Genomic DNA, 14,757 nt, shown 5'->3' with positions numbered 1-14,757 from the left:
CGAACATGGCCGACCCGACATACTCGCCGCTCGCGCTGGCGGGCGTGACCACCGAGCACGTCTACGGCGTCTCGACGGTGGTCGCGACGTTCAAGAGCTTCCAGCGCAAGCGCGACGGCGGCGTGCCCTCGGCCCCGATGCACTTCGCTCACCTGCCTCTCAACGAGCTGGGCGAGCTCTTGGCCGACATGGCCGCCGCCTACGTCCACCGCCTCAACGCGGTCCGCGTCCAGGAGTAAGCTCTATGAGCGCCCCCTTCACTCGGCCGGCCCCCTCATGCGCCAGCTGTCAACACTTCGCCCTCAACGCACTGCCAGCGGAGTTTGGCGCCTGCCGTAGGCATGCGCCACGTCCCGCCGATGGATCGGTGGTGAAAGCGGCGATCTGGCCGGGTGTGCTCGGCACCGATCGGTGCGGCGAGTACAAGTTCGATCACGCCCGCGGGCGCGATATGGCGGTCGGTGAGAGCCGCGCGTGACCGACGTCCGGATCACGCAGAAGGGTACGGCCCCGGGCCAGCCCTTCCAGGCCGTCGATCTCGACCTGCTGCTCACGGCCGCCGGCCAACTCGACGCCTCGGACGAGCTCGCCACGGCGGTCACCATCGCGCTGATGACCGACGCGCTCGCCGGTCCGGACGACGAGCTGCCGGACTCGCGCGACACCGACCGCCGCGGCTGGTGGGGCGACCTCGACGCGGAGGAGATCTGGGACGGCTGGCCGATCGGCTCGAAGCTCTGGCTCCGGTCCCGGACCACGATCACCGGCACAGCGGCCCGCAAGGGCTCGACCACCGTCCAGATCGAGGACGACATCCGCGAGGCGCTGCAGCCGTTCCTCGACCGAAAGATCGCGACGCGCCTCGACGTCACCGTGGTCCGCGCCGGCGTCGAGCGGATCGAGGCCGGCATCGTGATGTACCGCGGCGACGAGTTGCTGTTGGCCCTGCAATTTTCCGACCTCTGGGCAGGGGTCGTCGTCTCCGCACCGACCGGCTGACGCCCACCCACCTTCGACCACCGCCCGAGCCGTCCCGCTGGAAGCCGCACCGCGGCGCGCCTGAGGCTGATCCATGCCGTTCAACCTGCCGGACCTGCCGACCGTCCGGCGGCAGAACCGCGACTTCCTGGCCGCCTTCCTGGAAGGTGCCGACGCCTCGGTGCCGAACAGCGCCCTGCGGGTGCTCTCGGACCAGAATGCCGGCGGCGCGTTCCTGAACCTCAAATACCTCGCCTGGCTCGCCCGGAACTTCCTGCCGGATCTGGCAGAGAAGGGCTGGCTCGACCGTTGGGCGAACATCCTGTTCGGCGGGCGCAAGGCCGCGACCTTCGCCTCCGGCACGATCACGGTCACCGGCACGGCGGGCACGCTCCTGCCCGCCGGCTCGCCGCTCGCGACCTCGGACGGGGTCCAGTACCAGACGGCGGCCGACGTCTACCTGTCCGCGCTCGCCACGCCCGTGGCGGTGACCTGTCTAACTGCCGGCGCGATCGGCAACCGGGACGCGGGCGCGCTGCTCTCGATCACGGTCGCGGCCTCGAACGTCAACGCGCAGGCCACCGCCGTCCTAATCGATGGCGGCGCCGATACCGAGGGCGACGACGACCTGCGGGCCCGGATCCTCCTGCGGATCCGCAACCCGCCGATGGGCGGGTGCGCCACGGATTACGAGCAGTGGACCCTGTCCCTGCCGGGCGTCTCCCGCGTCTGGGTCGCGCCCATGGAGATGGGCGTCGGCACCGTCACGGTGCGCTTCGCCTGCGATCAGCTCCGCGCCTCGAATGATGGGTTGCCGACGCCGGACGACTGCGCGCTGGCCAAGGCCTACCTCGATACGGTCCGGCCGGTGACGGTCGCCGACTTGTTCGTCCTGGCTGCGATCCCGCAGGGGATCGTACCCCGGATCCTCAATCTGTCGAACGACACGCCGTCCACCCGGCTCGCGATCGCCGCGGCGCTTCAGGCGATGCTTCTGGAGAAGGCCGCGCCCGGGCAGACGATCTTCGCCTGCTGGATCTCCGACGCGATCACGGAAGCCGTGGGCGACGCGACCTTCGATCTCGCCACCGGGGACTTCGTCATGGCCAACGCCGGCGCGATCGCCAACCTGCGGCCGGCTTTCCAAGGCGGGATCGCGTTCGCATGAGCGACGACGCCTTCATCCGGCGCGACGGCGAGGACTACGCGCAGGCGCTCAGCCGCCTGCTGCCCACCGGCGCGGCCTGGTCGCGCGACCCCGCCTCGACGCTGATGCAGCTCGTGCGGGGGCAGGCAGAAATCTGGGGTGCGGTGGTCGATCCGCGCGCGGCCGACCTCCTGGAGATCGAGACCGACCCGCGCTTCACCCTGGAGCTGCTCTCCGACTGGGAGCGGGCCTACGGCCTGCCCGATCCGTGCGTGCCGGTGGTGCAGACGCTGCCCGAGCGCCGCCAGCGGCTCGCGCAGAAGATCGCCATGCAGGGCGGCCAGTCCCAGGCGTTCTTCATCGGGATCGCGGCGGCGTTGGGCTACGCCATCACGATCAAGGAATACCGGGCCGCACAGTTCGGCCTATCCTCGTTCGGCGGCCTGCGCGGGCGGCTCAACCCGCCAGCCTTCCGCTACGTCTGGACCGTCACGGTCACGGGCCAGCGCCTGACCCGGGCGCGCTTCGGCCTCTCGTCCTTCGGGCGCGACCCGCTGTTGGCGATCCGCAAGGCCGAGGACCTGGAGTGCATCCTCGGACGCCTTAAGCCCGCGCACACCAAGCTGTTCTTCGCCTACGGCGCGCCGGCGACGCTCGTCCAGCGCCGGGCGAACTTCGGTGGCTCGACCTTCGGCCACGACCGCCTGCTGCGGCTCACCACCGCCTGACGGCACACCGCCCGCCTTCCCTGAACCGGCCGCGCCTGCGCGGTCCGCCCCCGGCCCGCCTCCGGAGAGTGATCCCGTGCGCCAGCACTACCCCCTGAACCTGCTCGGCGCCGAAGACGCCGGGGCGATGCCGTGGACCGACGGCGTGCCGTCGACCGGGGTCGAGGGCTCCTACTTCGGCCATGCGCTGTTCACCGACACCGAGGCTGAGGTCCTGGCGGCGATCGACGGCGGCGGCTTCCTGCGGAACGGCGCGGATCTCACGCAGCTCCTGCAGACGATCTCCCGCGGCCTTTGGGTCGGGGCGTTCGGCGGCTCGGCGACCGCGCTCACCGCCACCCTGCCGAACTCCCTCGTCCTGCCCTCGCTCGTCGTCGGCATGCGCGTGCGCGGCATCGCCGCCTCGAACTACACGGGCTCCGGCGGCACGCTCGCGATCACCGGGGTCGGCGCGGCGGGCGCGACCGTCTCCTATCCCATCGTCGGCGCCGATGGCGTGACCGCGCTGGCGTCGGGCGCTTGGCTCGCCGGTCAGTTCCTCAGCTTCGACATCGACGCGTCGGGCAATGCACGCTTCGGCGGCGCGGCGTCCGCCGGCGGCATCGCGTCGGCGCAGTCCGCTGGATCCGGGTTCAACACCAAGACCTTCACATCGACCACACGCGCGCTCCTCAATCAATCCGGCGCCAACGCGCTCGCGACCGCGATCCAGGGCCTGAGCTTCACCAAGAAGTCCGCCACCAGCCTCGTGCGGGTCAACGGCTCCTTCATCTTCCGGTCCGCGAGCGCGCCCGGCAACGGCTTCGGGCCGACCTATTACCTGGTGTCCCTCGGCTCCGCGGTCGCCCAGCAGGCGACCTCGAACGCTTATCCGCTGGTCGTCGCGCTCACGCCGGTGAACCTGACCTTCGGCACGCAGGCCTCCCCGCTCCCCAAGGGCGCGCTGTCCCTGATGCTCCAGTTCGGCCGGAACGACGGCTCGGCGTGGAGCGGGAGCTTCCTGCCGTCGAGTGCGGACGAGTCGGGCTACCCGCCGTCCACCCTCTTCCAGATCACCGTCGATGAAGTGGAGCCCCAGTGATGATGCGCGTCGACGCGAAGACCTACGGCGACGTCGCCACCCTGCAGGCGCTCGGCGCGGTCAGCCTGTTCGAGGTTCGGGGCAAGGACCCGAACACTGGAGCGACCGACGCGCTGCTCGGCTATGATGTCCTGCCGGACATCGACCTCATGGGTTATGCGGCGAAGGCGGCGGCGCTGGCCCAGGCCGCACTCGTCGCGTATGCCGAGGGCAAGCAGGCCGGCCTGATGGAGGGGGGCTTCGCCTACAACGTCGCCGCCGCCGGGCAGCCGGCCGAGGTCGTGCAAGCCGACACCGATCTATCCGGCCGCCTCAACCTCGCTGGCCTCGTCTCCCTGGCGCAGCTCAACGCGAACTTCACGTCGATCTGGGTGCAAGCCGGCGGCGGGCTGACGCTGACCGCGCCGGAAATCATCGCGCTCGGTCAAGCGGTCGGCTCCTTCGTCGTGCAGACCTATCAGGCGCTCGCGACCGTGCTCGCCGGTATCGCTTCCGGCTCGATCGCCTCCGCCGCGCAGATCGATGCCGCGGCTTGGCCCGCCGCCAAGGGGTGACCCCGACCGCCGCGATCGCCCGACCGCGCCGCCTCCGGGCGGCGTTTCCATGCCCGCTGCCTGAGGTTTAGCGCGTGTCGAACCTCGCCCTGATCCAGCCCCGGCCCATCACGTTCCGCACCAGCCAGAACACCGACTGGCTCGACGGCCTGCCGATCGTCAGTCAGCCCGGCCCGGGCGGGGTCGTGGCGGGTTCGGCCAACATCGGCAACGGCAGCCTGGCGATCGTCGGCGTGTCCGTCGGCGCCAAGCGCGGCGTCCACGTCCTCGTGATCACCGGCGTCGCCGGCGGGCTCGCGGCCTTCACCGTCACCGACCCCTCCGGGCTCGTGACGGGCCGGGGTGTGGCCGGCGTTCAGATCTACGCCGGCGGCCTCACGCTCGCGCTCGCGCAGGGGTCGATGCCGTTCGCGGTCGGCGACACCTTCGCGGTGTCGGTCCTGCCGGCCCCCCTCGACATCTCGGGGCTGACCTTCGCCCTCGATGCCCGGGCGGCCAAGAACGCCGCCACCGTGATGCTGCAGGCCTTCTCCGCGCCCGCCGACGGCTCGGTGCCGACGATCGTCGCCGGCACCACCGGCGGCAACCTCGCGATGCGGGTGCTGCGGGCGACCATGGCCCGGTGCCCGCCCGGGCAGTACCCGTTCGACATCCTCGCCACCGACCCCGCGACCGGCCTGACGGTGACCGCCTTCTACGGCCTCATCAAGCACGCTGCGGCCGCCTCGCTCCAGGACTGAGGTTTCTCAAGATGCCGATCGAGAGCGCGGGTGAGGTCGTGTTCCAGGGCGGCCCCCCGGGCCAGCCCAACATCCTCTCGGTTCGGAGCGTCACCACCGGTGCGGCTGGCAGCCAGGCCGCCGCGCAGATCAACGGCACGAGCCCAAACCAGACCCTCGATCTGACTATCCCGAAAGGCGATCAGGGCCTGACCGGCCCCGTGCCGTGGGCGCCGATCGTCGCCTGGACGACCGGCCTTATTTGCGTCTCCGCCGCCCCGGCCACGCAGGTCAGCTACGGCAACGAGGCCTATGTCTGCACGACCGCCCACACGGCGGGCACGTTCGCCACCGACCTGGCCGCAGGTCGCTGGATCAAGGTAGCCGCCAAGGGCGTGGACGGGACGAACGGCACCAACGGGACCAATGGCGCCCCGGGCCCGCAGCCCTGGCAGACGCCCCCGGCGCCCTGGGCTGCGAACACCGCCTACACGGCGACCGCCCCCGCCTCGGTCGTGACTTACAACGGCGCCTGCTACGTCTGCTCGACCGCGCACACGTCGGGGGCGAGTTTCGACGGCTCAAAGTTCACCCTGGTCGCCGCGGCTGGCGTGGCGAACACCGCAAGCGGCGCGCAGATCCAGCGCAGGCCCGCCTCGACAGCCACGACATCGACGACAACGGTCCAGACGCCGATCAGCGACGCTAAGCCGACGACCGGCAACACGGCATCGATCCTCAGCGTCTCGATCACCCCGAAGGCCACAGGCAACCTGCTGCGGGTGCGCGCCGTGGTGCAGGGGTCGCTCAGCGCCGCGGGCGCCATCGTCGCCGCGCTCTTCCAGGACAGCAACACCTCGGCGGTGGGCGCCAACTTCGCGAGCTGCGTTTCTGGCGGCGTGGGGCAGGTCGTCGTGACAGCCGAGATCAGCGCGGTCGGTGGGGCGGCGACGACCTTCTCGCTGGGTGTCGGTTCGAACAATTCCGCGACCCTGACCATCAACGGCATCGGCGGCGGCAGGATCTTCGGCGGGGCTACCATCACCCACCTTGAGGTCGAGGAATACGCGGCCTGATCTTCGGCCTCTCCGCCTGATCCGCCTCGAACGCCCAAACCACTGACCTCACCCCGGAGTGCGCACACCCGCGCCCCGGACGCACGCTCGCGCCTGAACGAGGTCGCATCTCATGGCCACCACGCAGACCGACACGACCGGCTGGCAGGTCGTCGTGCCGGTCAATCCGGCGCTCGATCTGACCGGCTCGCGGCTGACCGCCACCATCGCCGACCGGTTCGGCGGCGTGGTCGTCGCCCTCGACAGCGCGGTTCTGGTCACCGGTTACGGGGCGGTCCACCAGATCGACTGGACGGCCGACCCGGTCACGCGGAAGACCAGCCAACTCATCCTCACCGTCACGCACGCGATGCGCGGCTCCTGGCTCGCCGTAGGCCCGAACGGCCTGCCGGGCCTCGCCACCCTGTTCGCCGACATCCAGCGGACGGAGGTGGGCTCGACCCGGGATCCGGATCTGCTGGGCCGCACCAGCTTCTCGGTGATGCCCGGCACGGACTCGCCGGCGGTGGCTGCGGCGCTCGGCGGCTTCCAGGCGATCCTGCTGCCCCTGCCGGGCACGCAGGCGATCAGCGCCACCGCGCTCACCGTCGGCCCCCAGGGCGCGCGCGGCGACCCCGGCACGGTGCTCAGCACCTATCCCGTCGCGATCGCCCAGGATGGCCAGACGGTCATCCCATACCCGGTCCAGTACCCGCCGCTCGTCCCCGCGACCGTCCACCTGATCGTCAACGGCGAGGAGTACTTCGCCCCCGACATCACGGTCGGGCCGAGCGCCGTGACCTGGGCCAACCCCGCCTTCCCGCTTGAGAAGACCGATCGGGTCGTTCTCCGCTACACGTAAGAGGAGTCCACGATGGCCGTCGCCAAGCAGCTCATCAAGCCGATCCTGGCGCCGATCGGCGCGACCGGGTTCAACTCCGCGGGCGGCACGTCCGAGCCCGTCACCGCGATCCTGACCACGCTGGTGTCTTCCGCCGGCGATGGCGGCAAGGCCGTGCCGCTCCAGGCCGGGTCGCTCCGCGTCGGCTCACAGTTCGGCCAGCAGGGCTTCTGCGTCACCGCCCCCTACAACGACGTGCTCGTGTTCGACGGGGCGACCGGCAAGGACTTCGACGACGGCAACGGCAACGAGGTCTACGGTCGCCTGTCAAACGCCAGTTCGGTCTGGACGCTGAACTACTTCTCCAAGATCGCCGGCGTCGAGACCGCGTTCGCGATGCCGGCGAGCAAGGTGCTGGATCTGGAGTTCAACTACGTCTTCAGTTTCGACGCCCTGCCGTCCACCGCCTTCATCGGCGTGCGCGCCCGCCACGTCGGTCCGGATCCGGCGGCCTACGGCTGGCGCGAGCAGAGCGACAGCCTGACCGTGACCGCGCTCAACACCCTCTCGGCGCTGTCCCGCACGCCGGATGGACGCAAGCTCACGCTCAACGTCAACGGCATCATCGTGCCCAGCGGCGGCGCGACCCCGGCCTTCACCTTCTCGGGCACGACCCTGACGTGGAGCCCGACGAACGCGGGCTACCCGCTGGAGACCACCGACGTGGTGGCGGCCACCTACACCTACTGAGCCTGGGGCGCGCCTGACGCGCCTCGGCCGACCTCCACCCATCCGGTTCATCACAGGGCTGCCCTCGCGGGCGGCCCTTTTTCGTGGGCGCCCGCATGCCTCCGCTTCCGATCAAGATGGGTGGCCTCGGCAACCGCACCGGCGATGCGTCGGGGCTGAGTGTTACGGCGACGGGTGGGACGGTCGCGCGGGCACTGTCGGCCGTGGTCGCAGACGCCTCGAACATCCTGGCGTTCGGTGCGATCTGTGATGGTACCTCGCATCCGCTGTCTACAAAGTACGCGACCCTCGCAGCGGCGCAGGTCGTGTTCCCGCAGGCGGTCGCGCTCACTGATGAGATCGACACCTGCGCGATCCGCTTGGCGCTCGCCAAGACCGGGGCCGCATTCATCCCGCGCACGAGCGGGTGCATGATAGGCGACCTTCTGCTGATCTCCGGGTCCGGCCAGCGCGTGTATGGCCGCGGATCCATAGTGATCCCCGCGTCTGGCGCGTCCCGGATGATCCAGATCGCGGGCTACGCCAACACGGTTGAGAGCTTGTATGTTCAGGACAATGGGAACCTCGTCGCCCAAACGACCCTGACCGCCGCCGGGGCTGCCGGTGCCACGACCCTATCGGTCGGCACGGTCGCAAGCGGTCCAGCCGTTCAAGTGGGCCAGCGCCTGTCCCTTCGCCTCGATTGCGGCTCGTGGTTCACGACCTGGATCACTGGCGTTTCCGGATCGACAATCACGCTTCGCGATGCACTCCCGACCTCTATCATCGTGGCTGGCGTGCAGACCACGGTGGCGGCAGGGTCAACGGTAGCCTCGGTCGGCAACGCCTTCTGGGCGACCTTCGGCCTGTTCCAGATCACGAACGGCTCGCGGTATGTTCTGCGCGACATCGGCGGCGTCAATGTTTGGGGCGGCGTCCTGGTAGATGCCCCAAACAACTCCATCAGCAAGGGGTACGTTGATCGCCTGGACTTGTCCGCTGGGGTCAGGATGTTCGGCCTTATCAAAGGCCGCAACGCAAGCGATAACCACTTCGGCAATGTGGAAGCTTGGGGCGGCTACTATGCCTCAGTTTCTAAGACGGGCGATGGAAGCACGACGACCTTTGCTCTGCCGGAGCAGGTCAATCTTACCCGCGAACTGACGGTCTCCGTCGGTGGCTCGGCAAAAACGGCCGGCACGGACTACACGATCGCAGCGAACGGTCTATCCGTCTCATTCGTCGCTGCCCCAGCCGCCGGAGCGACAATAAGTTTCGGCTGGCCGGCCTATGGTCATGATGGTCTCGTGGATGACGGGCGAGATGTCACGGCAGCTACGGGCGGCAATTATTACCACGCCATTAGCTGCCTTCAGTTCAGGCGCGGCATCGTCCTAAAAGGTGCGCAGCTATTTGCCTTCACCGGCAAGTGCATTTCCGATACCTGTTCCGAATATGCCGTTGTCGCAGATGCAACTTCTCAGATCGGCATATTGGATCTGCAAGTCGGATGGGCTTCCGTTATCAGCCTTTGGCTGATGAACGCGGCGGTCGGCGTCAAATCCACTGAAATTGTCTTATCGCCTCAGGGTGCTGGGTATGCGGTGAGCGGTGTCACACCGATCCCCGTGCAGATCGACGCCGGTTGCGATCTGACCGGTCGCGTGCATAGCAAGGGTGCTGGCTTCACCGATTACAGCGGTGGCGCGGCAGCTTTTACTGCAAGCGCGGCCAATGTCAGATCGTTCGTTGGAACGTCTGGCAGTATCACAATCAACCCTTCGGGAAACACGCTCGGTTTCTCTGGGCAATATGGATACATCGCATCCGCTGCCGCTAACTCATTTCTGTCGTTTCGGTCTGCGGGCACCAACGGCGTGCTTCAGATGCAGGCCACCACGACGGTCAAGGCGACTATCGGCTCGGTCGATATGTGGCAGTCGACTAGCGCCGGGACGACGTTTCTTGGGACCGGTGGGAACTTCGTGATCGGGGCATCCGGCGATCTCGTCGGCTACAGCAAGCAAGGCTATAACTACTTTTATGCCAATGCAGCCAACGCGCGCCTTGTGTTGCAGTCGAATGGGACTAACGGCGTCGTCCAACTCGACGCAAAGGCCAGCGCTCGCCTCACCGTCAACGGGGTGGATACCTTCGTTTGCGGATCGGGACTTGCCGTAACCTATGCTCCTCTCGTCAATGGATCAGGCGTTCGCACGGCGCTCACGTCCTCCGGTTACATCGTTCCAGCGGGGACAGACCTCGTTCGCTTCACCCAGGCCTCGTCGGTCACGGCAAGCGTAACCTTGCCCTCGCCCCTCGCGGATGGCCAACCAATCCAGTTTGTGAACCAAGGTGCGGGGACGGCAACGATCTCATTCAGCCCCGCGGTCAACGGCTGGACGAACGGAACGACGACGCTCGGTGCCTACAGCGGCGCTCGCATCCGCTGGGATGCAACGGCCGCCGCTTGGTATCGCGAACAGTAACCCCACCCGCTCCCCGCACACCAAGCCGGGAGCGGGTGATCTGACCTGACCGGTCCTTATCGCCCGGTCCCTCTCTCGACACCTCCGGAGATCCACCATGCTCCTGCAGCGCCTCGCGCTGCGGGCGGCTTGCGTTTGCGCGCTGCTGCTCGCCCCTGCGTCCGTCCATGCCTGGGAGGGGATCGCCTCGACCTATGGTCGCGAGATCTTCCGGATCAACAAGAACGGCCGGACGGCGAACGGCGAGTACTTCCGACCGATGGGCCTGACGGCCGCGATCTGGGATGTCCCGTTCAACACCCGCCTGCGGGTCACGCATCTGGTGACAGGCCGCAGCATCGTCGTCCGGGTCAACGACCGAGGGCCGCATCGCAGGCTCGGCCGACTGATCGACCTGTCGACGGGATCCTGCCGGGCGCTCGGCGCCTGCGGCCTCGCCCGGGTGCGGGTCGAGATCGTCGGCTCGGGTCGCCGCGTGGCGGACGCGCGGTGATGCGGTGCCGGCGCCTGGCGGCGATCGTCGCCGTCGTCGGCCTCGCGACCGGCGCCGCTCCCTGTGCCGCGCGGGGTCGACCGCACCTGCCGCCCCGGCCGAGCTCGGCGAGCCTCCTGGCGGCCGCGCCGATCGCGCCGAACGGCACGCTCATCCGCGAGGGCGAGCGCCTGCGCACGCTGGAGCTCGACGAGCTCGCGCCGCTGCGCCTGCGCCTCTCGATCCCCTTCTGACCCCTGGTGGCCACCATGACCGACTGGAAGCGGATCCTCCCCGCGGTCGCGCCGCATGCGCGCGCCGATATCGTGGCGGCGTTCATCGCGGCCGACGACCGGATCGCGGCGGCCGAGATCACCACGCCGAACCGGATCGCCCACTTCGTCGCCGAGATGGCGACCGAGTCCGGCGGCTTCACGCGCCTTGAGGAGAGCCTGTTCTACACGGCCGAGCGCCTGTGCCAGGTCTGGCCGAAGCGCTTCCCGACCCCGGCCTCGGCCAAGCCGTACGCCGGCAACCCGAAGGCTCTGGCCGAGAAGGTCTACGGCGGCCGGATGGGGAACGTGCAGCCGGGCGACGGCTGGCGCTACCGGGGTGGCGGCCTGCTGCAGAACACCGGCCGGGCGAACTACCGCGCCGCCGGCTTCGAGGCGGATCCCGACCGCCTGCGCACGCCGACTGGCGCGATCGCGGCCGCGCTGACCTTCTGGACCGACAACGATTGCAACGCGCTCGCCGACGCCGACGACGTCGAGGGCCTGCGCCGGCGGGTGAACGGCGGCGCTATCGGGTTGTCCGAGTGCAAGGCCTACCTCGCGAAGGCGAAGGCGGCGCTGCGGGTGATCCCCGCCCAGGCGAAGCTGAAGGCGCTGCGCTACCCAGTCGGCAAGGTCGACGGCGAACACGGCGACCGTACCACGGCCTCCGTGCAGCTCCTGCAGAAGAAGTCGGGCCTCCCCGTCACGGGCGAGCTCGACGACGACACGCTGGCCGCCCTCGACACCGCCGAGCCCCTGGCGGTGCCGGCGCGTGACGCGAACCTGGCGAAGAGCCGCACCGTCCAGGGGGCCGGCGCGGCCGGAACCTTCGGCTTCGCCGAGGTCGCTCAGAGCGTCAGCGAACTGAAGGACCAGGCCGAGAGCGCGCAGGCGCAGATCTCGGCCGGCACGGTCTTCGGCTTCGTCATGGGCGCGCTGATCGTCGCCGGCGCCGCCTACGCCCTCTACGCGCGCTGGGACGATGCCGGTCGGCCCGTGCCGGACGCCCTGGCGCGCCGCTTCCCCCGTCTCATTGGAGCGCGCGCCTGATGTTCGACTTCTCCTGGACCGGCATCCTCTGGGCGTTCGCGTCCCTGCTCTGGGCCGCGATGTCACCGGTGGCGCTGAAGCAGATCGGCGCGGCGGTGGCGATCGCGCTGATCGGCCTGTTCCTGCTCCCGCGGCGGCTGCGCCTCGTGGCGCTCGCTGCGGCGGCCGGGCTCGGCGCCTTCGCCTTCTGCTGGCAGGCGGCCGAGGCCGACGGCGCCCGCCGCATGCTCATGCACGACCACGCCGTGGCGATCCGGGCCGAGCAGCTGCGGGCCGAGAAGGCCGAGGCGATCACGCACGAGGCGATCGAGCTGCGCGCCCACGAGCAGGTCGAACGCCAGGCCGACACCCTCAAGATCAAGGAACTAACCGATGCGCTCGCCAAGGATCCGCGCCGCGATGGCGTCTGCCTGCCTCGGCTTTGGTCTCAGCGCCTGCGCAGGCTCTAGAGACCTCGTCCCCGCGATCGATCCGGCCGCGCCGGCCGAGATCCGGGTCACGCTGCCGGCCCCGCCCGAGGGGATCGAGGCCTGCGTGCGCGCGAGCTTCCCGGATATCCCGGATCGATCGCTGACCCGCGCCGACGTCGTCCGGATCATCGGCCAGGCCAAGATCCTCGATCGGTCCAAGGCGGCTTGCGGAACGCGGGCTCAGGCCTGGATCGCGGCCGTCCGGCGCGACTTCGCCAAGCCCTGATCGGCCCACCAAGCCCGTGAAAGTTTCACGGGCTTCCCGGCCTCCCGCCGGGCTCGGTTGTCTCTCATCCACCGAACACAAGCCGGCTTGTCTCTCACGGGAGGCCGGTTCGCTTAACACAACGCGCGACCGGAACACCGGCGCGCGACTCTCCGGCCTTGGGGGCCAGGATCATGACCGCACAGCTTCAGCAGCAGCAGATGCAGCCGCACACGGCCCCCGATTACGCCGAGCGGCTGGTCCGCGTCGAGAAAGACGTCGCCGGCCTCACGGCGGGGCTCGCCTCGCTGACCGGCTCGGTCGAGCGTGGGTTCGCGGCGCTGACCTCGGACGTGAAGGCGCGCTCCACCATCAACTGGCAGCCGATCGCGATCCTGCTCGGCGTGCTGGGCTCCATCGGCACCATGGGCTTCACCTGGATCAACACCGGACAGGGCCGGCTGGAGCTGGCGATCGCCAAGGTGGAGGCGTCCGCCCAGCGCTACGTCCCGCGTGAGGACCTCGACACCCGGTTCAACGTCGTCACGCAGCGCCGGGACGACCTCCAGCGCCTGACCGACGGCCGCGTCGAGCGGGTCGAGCGCGATCTCGACGCCGTGACCAAGCAGGTGGTCCCGCGCGGTGAGCACGAGCAGATGTGGGCGGCCCAGCGCGCCCGGGACGCGGATCTTCAGCGCCAGGCCGATCAGGTCCGGCAGGGGCTGTACGACCTCAACACGCCGCGCGACACGATCCAGGGCATGCAGAAGCGGATCGACGAGCTGGAGCGGGATGCTCGAGCGCCGGCGCGGCGGTAGCGCCACTTCACACTCTGCTTCACACCTACTCTGGCGCCCCGGCTTCGGCTGGGGCGCCTTTCGTCGTTTTTGACTACCGGCTGCCGGTACCCGCGCCGCGTAGCACACCTGGTTTCGTGGCATCGATATTGGCGAGGTGGTCGCGCCCGTCCTGTGTGATGAACCATGCCGGGATCTTCCGCCCCGGGCCGTGTGCAAGCCGAGAGACGACGAAGCCGCGCTTCCGCAGTGCTGGCATCGCGGACGGGTAGGCTTCATGCCGAAGCCCCTGCGGATAGAGCAAGCAAGCGCGTAGCGCGGCGAGCTGGCGACCGCGGATCGGGGCATGTGGTTCGGCTGGCATCGTCAGCGCGCCGCGATAAGCATCCAGTTGCGCGCCTCGACCTGCCGATCCACGTCGTCGGCCTCCGGCATGTCCGCGATGACGCGCTCGACGATCTGGCGGAGCGCGGTATCGTCCAGGCCGAGCCCCTGCGCATAGCCGTGCAGGCGCTGCGTCAGGCGGGCGACCACGACGTCGTGCTTCGCGTGCGGTTCCTCGCTCATCCCTGCTCCGGGAAGCCCATGACGATGGCGGTCTTCACCATCGTGCGGCGCAGGCCGGGTTTGGTCGCCTCGTCCGCCAGCAGCGCCCTGGCCTGCGGGTGCATCTCGATCGCCTTCGCCACGTCGATGGTGTGGCCGGACTTGAAGGTGAAGGGCTTGGCCGACTCGTCCGCGAGATAGGTCGCTGTAGCAGCCTCGATCTCGTCGTCCGACACCTCGGACTTGCGGCGCAGGTCGCCGACGCTGGGGATCTCTTTCGCCATCCGGACTGTGCCGTCTCTTGTGCCGACCCCCGATTTGCACGAGGGCCGGCATGTTGATCTCGTCCGTAGGGTAGCGCGAACGAGCCGTGAACGGAATGTGCCGAGATCTGTGCCTTGACGAAGTGCGGTTAAACGTAGTCAAACGCACTTCTGACGTATCGAAACCGCCAGTTTCTCCAACGGTTTCAGAGCGTCTGCCGGTGTAGCACAGCGGTAGTGCAGCGGTTTTGTAAACCGAAGCCCTGAAATACTTGCTTCGTCATATTCCTATTCATAACCAGTACGTTAGCCGTTCTCGGCCGGTGAAAACCGGTACATCTGTGCCGTGTTTCGTGCG

General features: G+C 69.0%; 19 protein-coding genes. 17 read left to right on the top strand and 2 right to left on the bottom strand.

The window, feature by feature from the left end; translation table 11 throughout:
• Nucleotides 1-5 precede the first annotated feature (5 nt).
• The 17 genes from MKK84_RS27170 to MKK84_RS27090 all read left to right on the top strand — a co-directional run bounded on the left by MKK84_RS27170 (nucleotide 6) and on the right by MKK84_RS27090 (nucleotide 13,611).
• On the top strand, nucleotides 6-239 hold the full coding sequence (locus MKK84_RS27170) for a hypothetical protein (protein WP_243925072.1): 234 nt from the start codon (nucleotides 6-8) through the stop codon (nucleotides 237-239).
• Between the two features lie 235 nt (nucleotides 240-474).
• On the top strand, nucleotides 475-999 hold the full coding sequence (locus MKK84_RS27165; RefSeq protein WP_243925071.1) for a phage GP46 family protein: 525 nt from the start codon (nucleotides 475-477) through the stop codon (nucleotides 997-999).
• 73 nt (nucleotides 1,000-1,072) lie between these two features.
• Entirely contained in the window at nucleotides 1,073-2,146 is a 1,074-nt protein-coding gene (locus MKK84_RS27160) for a baseplate J/gp47 family protein (protein ID WP_243925069.1), read from the top strand.
• The gene (locus MKK84_RS27155) at nucleotides 2,143-2,853 is read left to right on the top strand and encodes a YmfQ family protein (protein WP_243925067.1); all 711 of its coding nucleotides are present in this window, start codon (nucleotides 2,143-2,145) and stop codon (nucleotides 2,851-2,853) included. Before MKK84_RS27160 ends, MKK84_RS27155 begins: the two co-directional genes overlap by 4 nt.
• A 76-nt stretch (nucleotides 2,854-2,929) precedes the next feature.
• A complete protein-coding gene (locus MKK84_RS27150) occupies nucleotides 2,930-3,934 on the top strand; it encodes a hypothetical protein (RefSeq protein WP_243925066.1) in 1,005 nt (334 codons plus the stop codon).
• Nucleotides 3,934-4,488 carry a DUF4376 domain-containing protein gene (locus MKK84_RS27145; protein ID WP_243925065.1) on the top strand — a complete coding sequence of 185 codons (555 nt, stop codon included), beginning with the start codon at nucleotides 3,934-3,936 and terminating at the stop codon, nucleotides 4,486-4,488. Before MKK84_RS27150 ends, MKK84_RS27145 begins: the two co-directional genes overlap by 1 nt.
• A gap of 74 nt (nucleotides 4,489-4,562) precedes the next feature.
• The gene (locus MKK84_RS27140) at nucleotides 4,563-5,228 is read left to right on the top strand and encodes a hypothetical protein (protein WP_243925064.1); all 666 of its coding nucleotides are present in this window, start codon (nucleotides 4,563-4,565) and stop codon (nucleotides 5,226-5,228) included.
• Between the two features lie 11 nt (nucleotides 5,229-5,239).
• Nucleotides 5,240-6,283, top strand: a complete 1,044-nt coding sequence (locus tag MKK84_RS27135) for a hypothetical protein (RefSeq protein ID WP_243925063.1) — start codon at nucleotides 5,240-5,242, stop codon at nucleotides 6,281-6,283.
• Between the two features lie 112 nt (nucleotides 6,284-6,395).
• A complete protein-coding gene (locus MKK84_RS27130) occupies nucleotides 6,396-7,124 on the top strand; it encodes a hypothetical protein (protein WP_243925061.1) in 729 nt (242 codons plus the stop codon).
• Nucleotides 7,125-7,136: 12 nt separating this feature from the next.
• Nucleotides 7,137-7,853, top strand: a complete 717-nt coding sequence (locus MKK84_RS27125) for a hypothetical protein (protein ID WP_243925059.1) — start codon at nucleotides 7,137-7,139, stop codon at nucleotides 7,851-7,853.
• A gap of 116 nt (nucleotides 7,854-7,969) precedes the next feature.
• Nucleotides 7,970-10,321 carry a hypothetical protein gene (locus MKK84_RS27120; RefSeq protein ID WP_243925057.1) on the top strand — a complete coding sequence of 784 codons (2,352 nt, stop codon included), beginning with the start codon at nucleotides 7,970-7,972 and terminating at the stop codon, nucleotides 10,319-10,321.
• Nucleotides 10,322-10,418: 97 nt separating this feature from the next.
• A complete protein-coding gene (locus MKK84_RS27115) occupies nucleotides 10,419-10,814 on the top strand; it encodes a septal ring lytic transglycosylase RlpA family protein (protein ID WP_243925055.1) in 396 nt (131 codons plus the stop codon).
• Nucleotides 10,814-11,047 (top strand): hypothetical protein, encoded by a 234-nt coding sequence (locus MKK84_RS27110; protein WP_243925053.1) that lies wholly within the window; start codon nucleotides 10,814-10,816, stop codon nucleotides 11,045-11,047. The genes MKK84_RS27115 and MKK84_RS27110 overlap by 1 nt, the downstream gene beginning before the upstream one ends.
• Nucleotides 11,048-11,062: 15 nt before the next feature.
• Complete coding sequence (locus tag MKK84_RS27105; RefSeq protein WP_243925051.1) at nucleotides 11,063-12,118, top strand: peptidoglycan-binding protein; 1,056 nt, start codon at nucleotides 11,063-11,065, stop codon at nucleotides 12,116-12,118.
• Complete coding sequence (locus MKK84_RS27100) at nucleotides 12,118-12,567, top strand: hypothetical protein (RefSeq protein ID WP_243925050.1); 450 nt, start codon at nucleotides 12,118-12,120, stop codon at nucleotides 12,565-12,567. Before MKK84_RS27105 ends, MKK84_RS27100 begins: the two co-directional genes overlap by 1 nt.
• Nucleotides 12,518-12,814: a hypothetical protein gene (locus MKK84_RS27095; RefSeq protein WP_243925049.1), complete on the top strand. Its 297-nt coding sequence runs from the start codon at nucleotides 12,518-12,520 to the stop codon at nucleotides 12,812-12,814. The genes MKK84_RS27100 and MKK84_RS27095 overlap by 50 nt, the downstream gene beginning before the upstream one ends.
• Before the next feature lie 173 nt (nucleotides 12,815-12,987).
• Complete coding sequence (locus MKK84_RS27090; protein ID WP_243925048.1) at nucleotides 12,988-13,611, top strand: hypothetical protein; 624 nt, start codon at nucleotides 12,988-12,990, stop codon at nucleotides 13,609-13,611.
• Nucleotides 13,612-13,956: 345 nt separating this feature from the next.
• Here the strand turns inward: MKK84_RS27090 and MKK84_RS27085 are convergent, their stop codons facing one another.
• Together MKK84_RS27085 and MKK84_RS27080 are read right to left on the bottom strand one after the other, a co-directional pair.
• Complete coding sequence (locus MKK84_RS27085) at nucleotides 13,957-14,157, bottom strand: hypothetical protein (protein ID WP_243925047.1); 201 nt, start codon at nucleotides 14,155-14,157, stop codon at nucleotides 13,957-13,959.
• A complete protein-coding gene (locus MKK84_RS27080) occupies nucleotides 14,154-14,420 on the bottom strand; it encodes a hypothetical protein (RefSeq protein ID WP_243925046.1) in 267 nt (88 codons plus the stop codon). Before MKK84_RS27080 ends, MKK84_RS27085 begins: the two co-directional genes overlap by 4 nt.
• Nucleotides 14,421-14,757: the final 337 nt, after the last annotated feature.

The sequence above is a fragment of the Methylobacterium sp. E-065 genome (assembly GCF_022829605.1).
Classification (GTDB): domain Bacteria; phylum Pseudomonadota; class Alphaproteobacteria; order Rhizobiales; family Beijerinckiaceae; genus Methylobacterium.
Note: the sequence above shows the minus strand (reverse complement) of the source record. Positions and strands in the feature narration are given on the sequence as shown.

Excerpts from the sequence above, each read along its gene's own strand:
- MKK84_RS27145 (WP_243925065.1), top strand. The coding sequence starts at position 3,934 with ATGATGCGCGTCGACGCGAAGACCTACGGCGACGTCGCCACCCTGCAG.
- MKK84_RS27170 (WP_243925072.1), top strand. The coding sequence starts at position 6 with ATGGCCGACCCGACATACTCGCCGCTCGCGCTGGCGGGCGTGACCACC.
- MKK84_RS27095 (WP_243925049.1), top strand. The coding sequence starts at position 12,518 with ATGGCGTCTGCCTGCCTCGGCTTTGGTCTCAGCGCCTGCGCAGGCTCT.
- MKK84_RS27120 (WP_243925057.1), top strand. The coding sequence starts at position 7,970 with ATGGGTGGCCTCGGCAACCGCACCGGCGATGCGTCGGGGCTGAGTGTT.
- MKK84_RS27090 (WP_243925048.1), top strand. The coding sequence starts at position 12,988 with ATGACCGCACAGCTTCAGCAGCAGCAGATGCAGCCGCACACGGCCCCC.
- MKK84_RS27135 (WP_243925063.1), top strand. The coding sequence starts at position 5,240 with ATGCCGATCGAGAGCGCGGGTGAGGTCGTGTTCCAGGGCGGCCCCCCG.
- MKK84_RS27115 (WP_243925055.1), top strand. The coding sequence starts at position 10,419 with ATGCTCCTGCAGCGCCTCGCGCTGCGGGCGGCTTGCGTTTGCGCGCTG.
- MKK84_RS27080 (WP_243925046.1), bottom strand. The coding sequence starts at position 14,420 with ATGGCGAAAGAGATCCCCAGCGTCGGCGACCTGCGCCGCAAGTCCGAG.
- MKK84_RS27105 (WP_243925051.1), top strand. The coding sequence starts at position 11,063 with ATGACCGACTGGAAGCGGATCCTCCCCGCGGTCGCGCCGCATGCGCGC.
- MKK84_RS27155 (WP_243925067.1), top strand. The coding sequence starts at position 2,143 with ATGAGCGACGACGCCTTCATCCGGCGCGACGGCGAGGACTACGCGCAG.
- MKK84_RS27100 (WP_243925050.1), top strand. The coding sequence starts at position 12,118 with ATGTTCGACTTCTCCTGGACCGGCATCCTCTGGGCGTTCGCGTCCCTG.
- MKK84_RS27130 (WP_243925061.1), top strand. The coding sequence starts at position 6,396 with ATGGCCACCACGCAGACCGACACGACCGGCTGGCAGGTCGTCGTGCCG.
- MKK84_RS27125 (WP_243925059.1), top strand. The coding sequence starts at position 7,137 with ATGGCCGTCGCCAAGCAGCTCATCAAGCCGATCCTGGCGCCGATCGGC.
- MKK84_RS27160 (WP_243925069.1), top strand. The coding sequence starts at position 1,073 with ATGCCGTTCAACCTGCCGGACCTGCCGACCGTCCGGCGGCAGAACCGC.
- MKK84_RS27110 (WP_243925053.1), top strand. The coding sequence starts at position 10,814 with ATGCGGTGCCGGCGCCTGGCGGCGATCGTCGCCGTCGTCGGCCTCGCG.
- MKK84_RS27085 (WP_243925047.1), bottom strand. The coding sequence starts at position 14,157 with ATGAGCGAGGAACCGCACGCGAAGCACGACGTCGTGGTCGCCCGCCTG.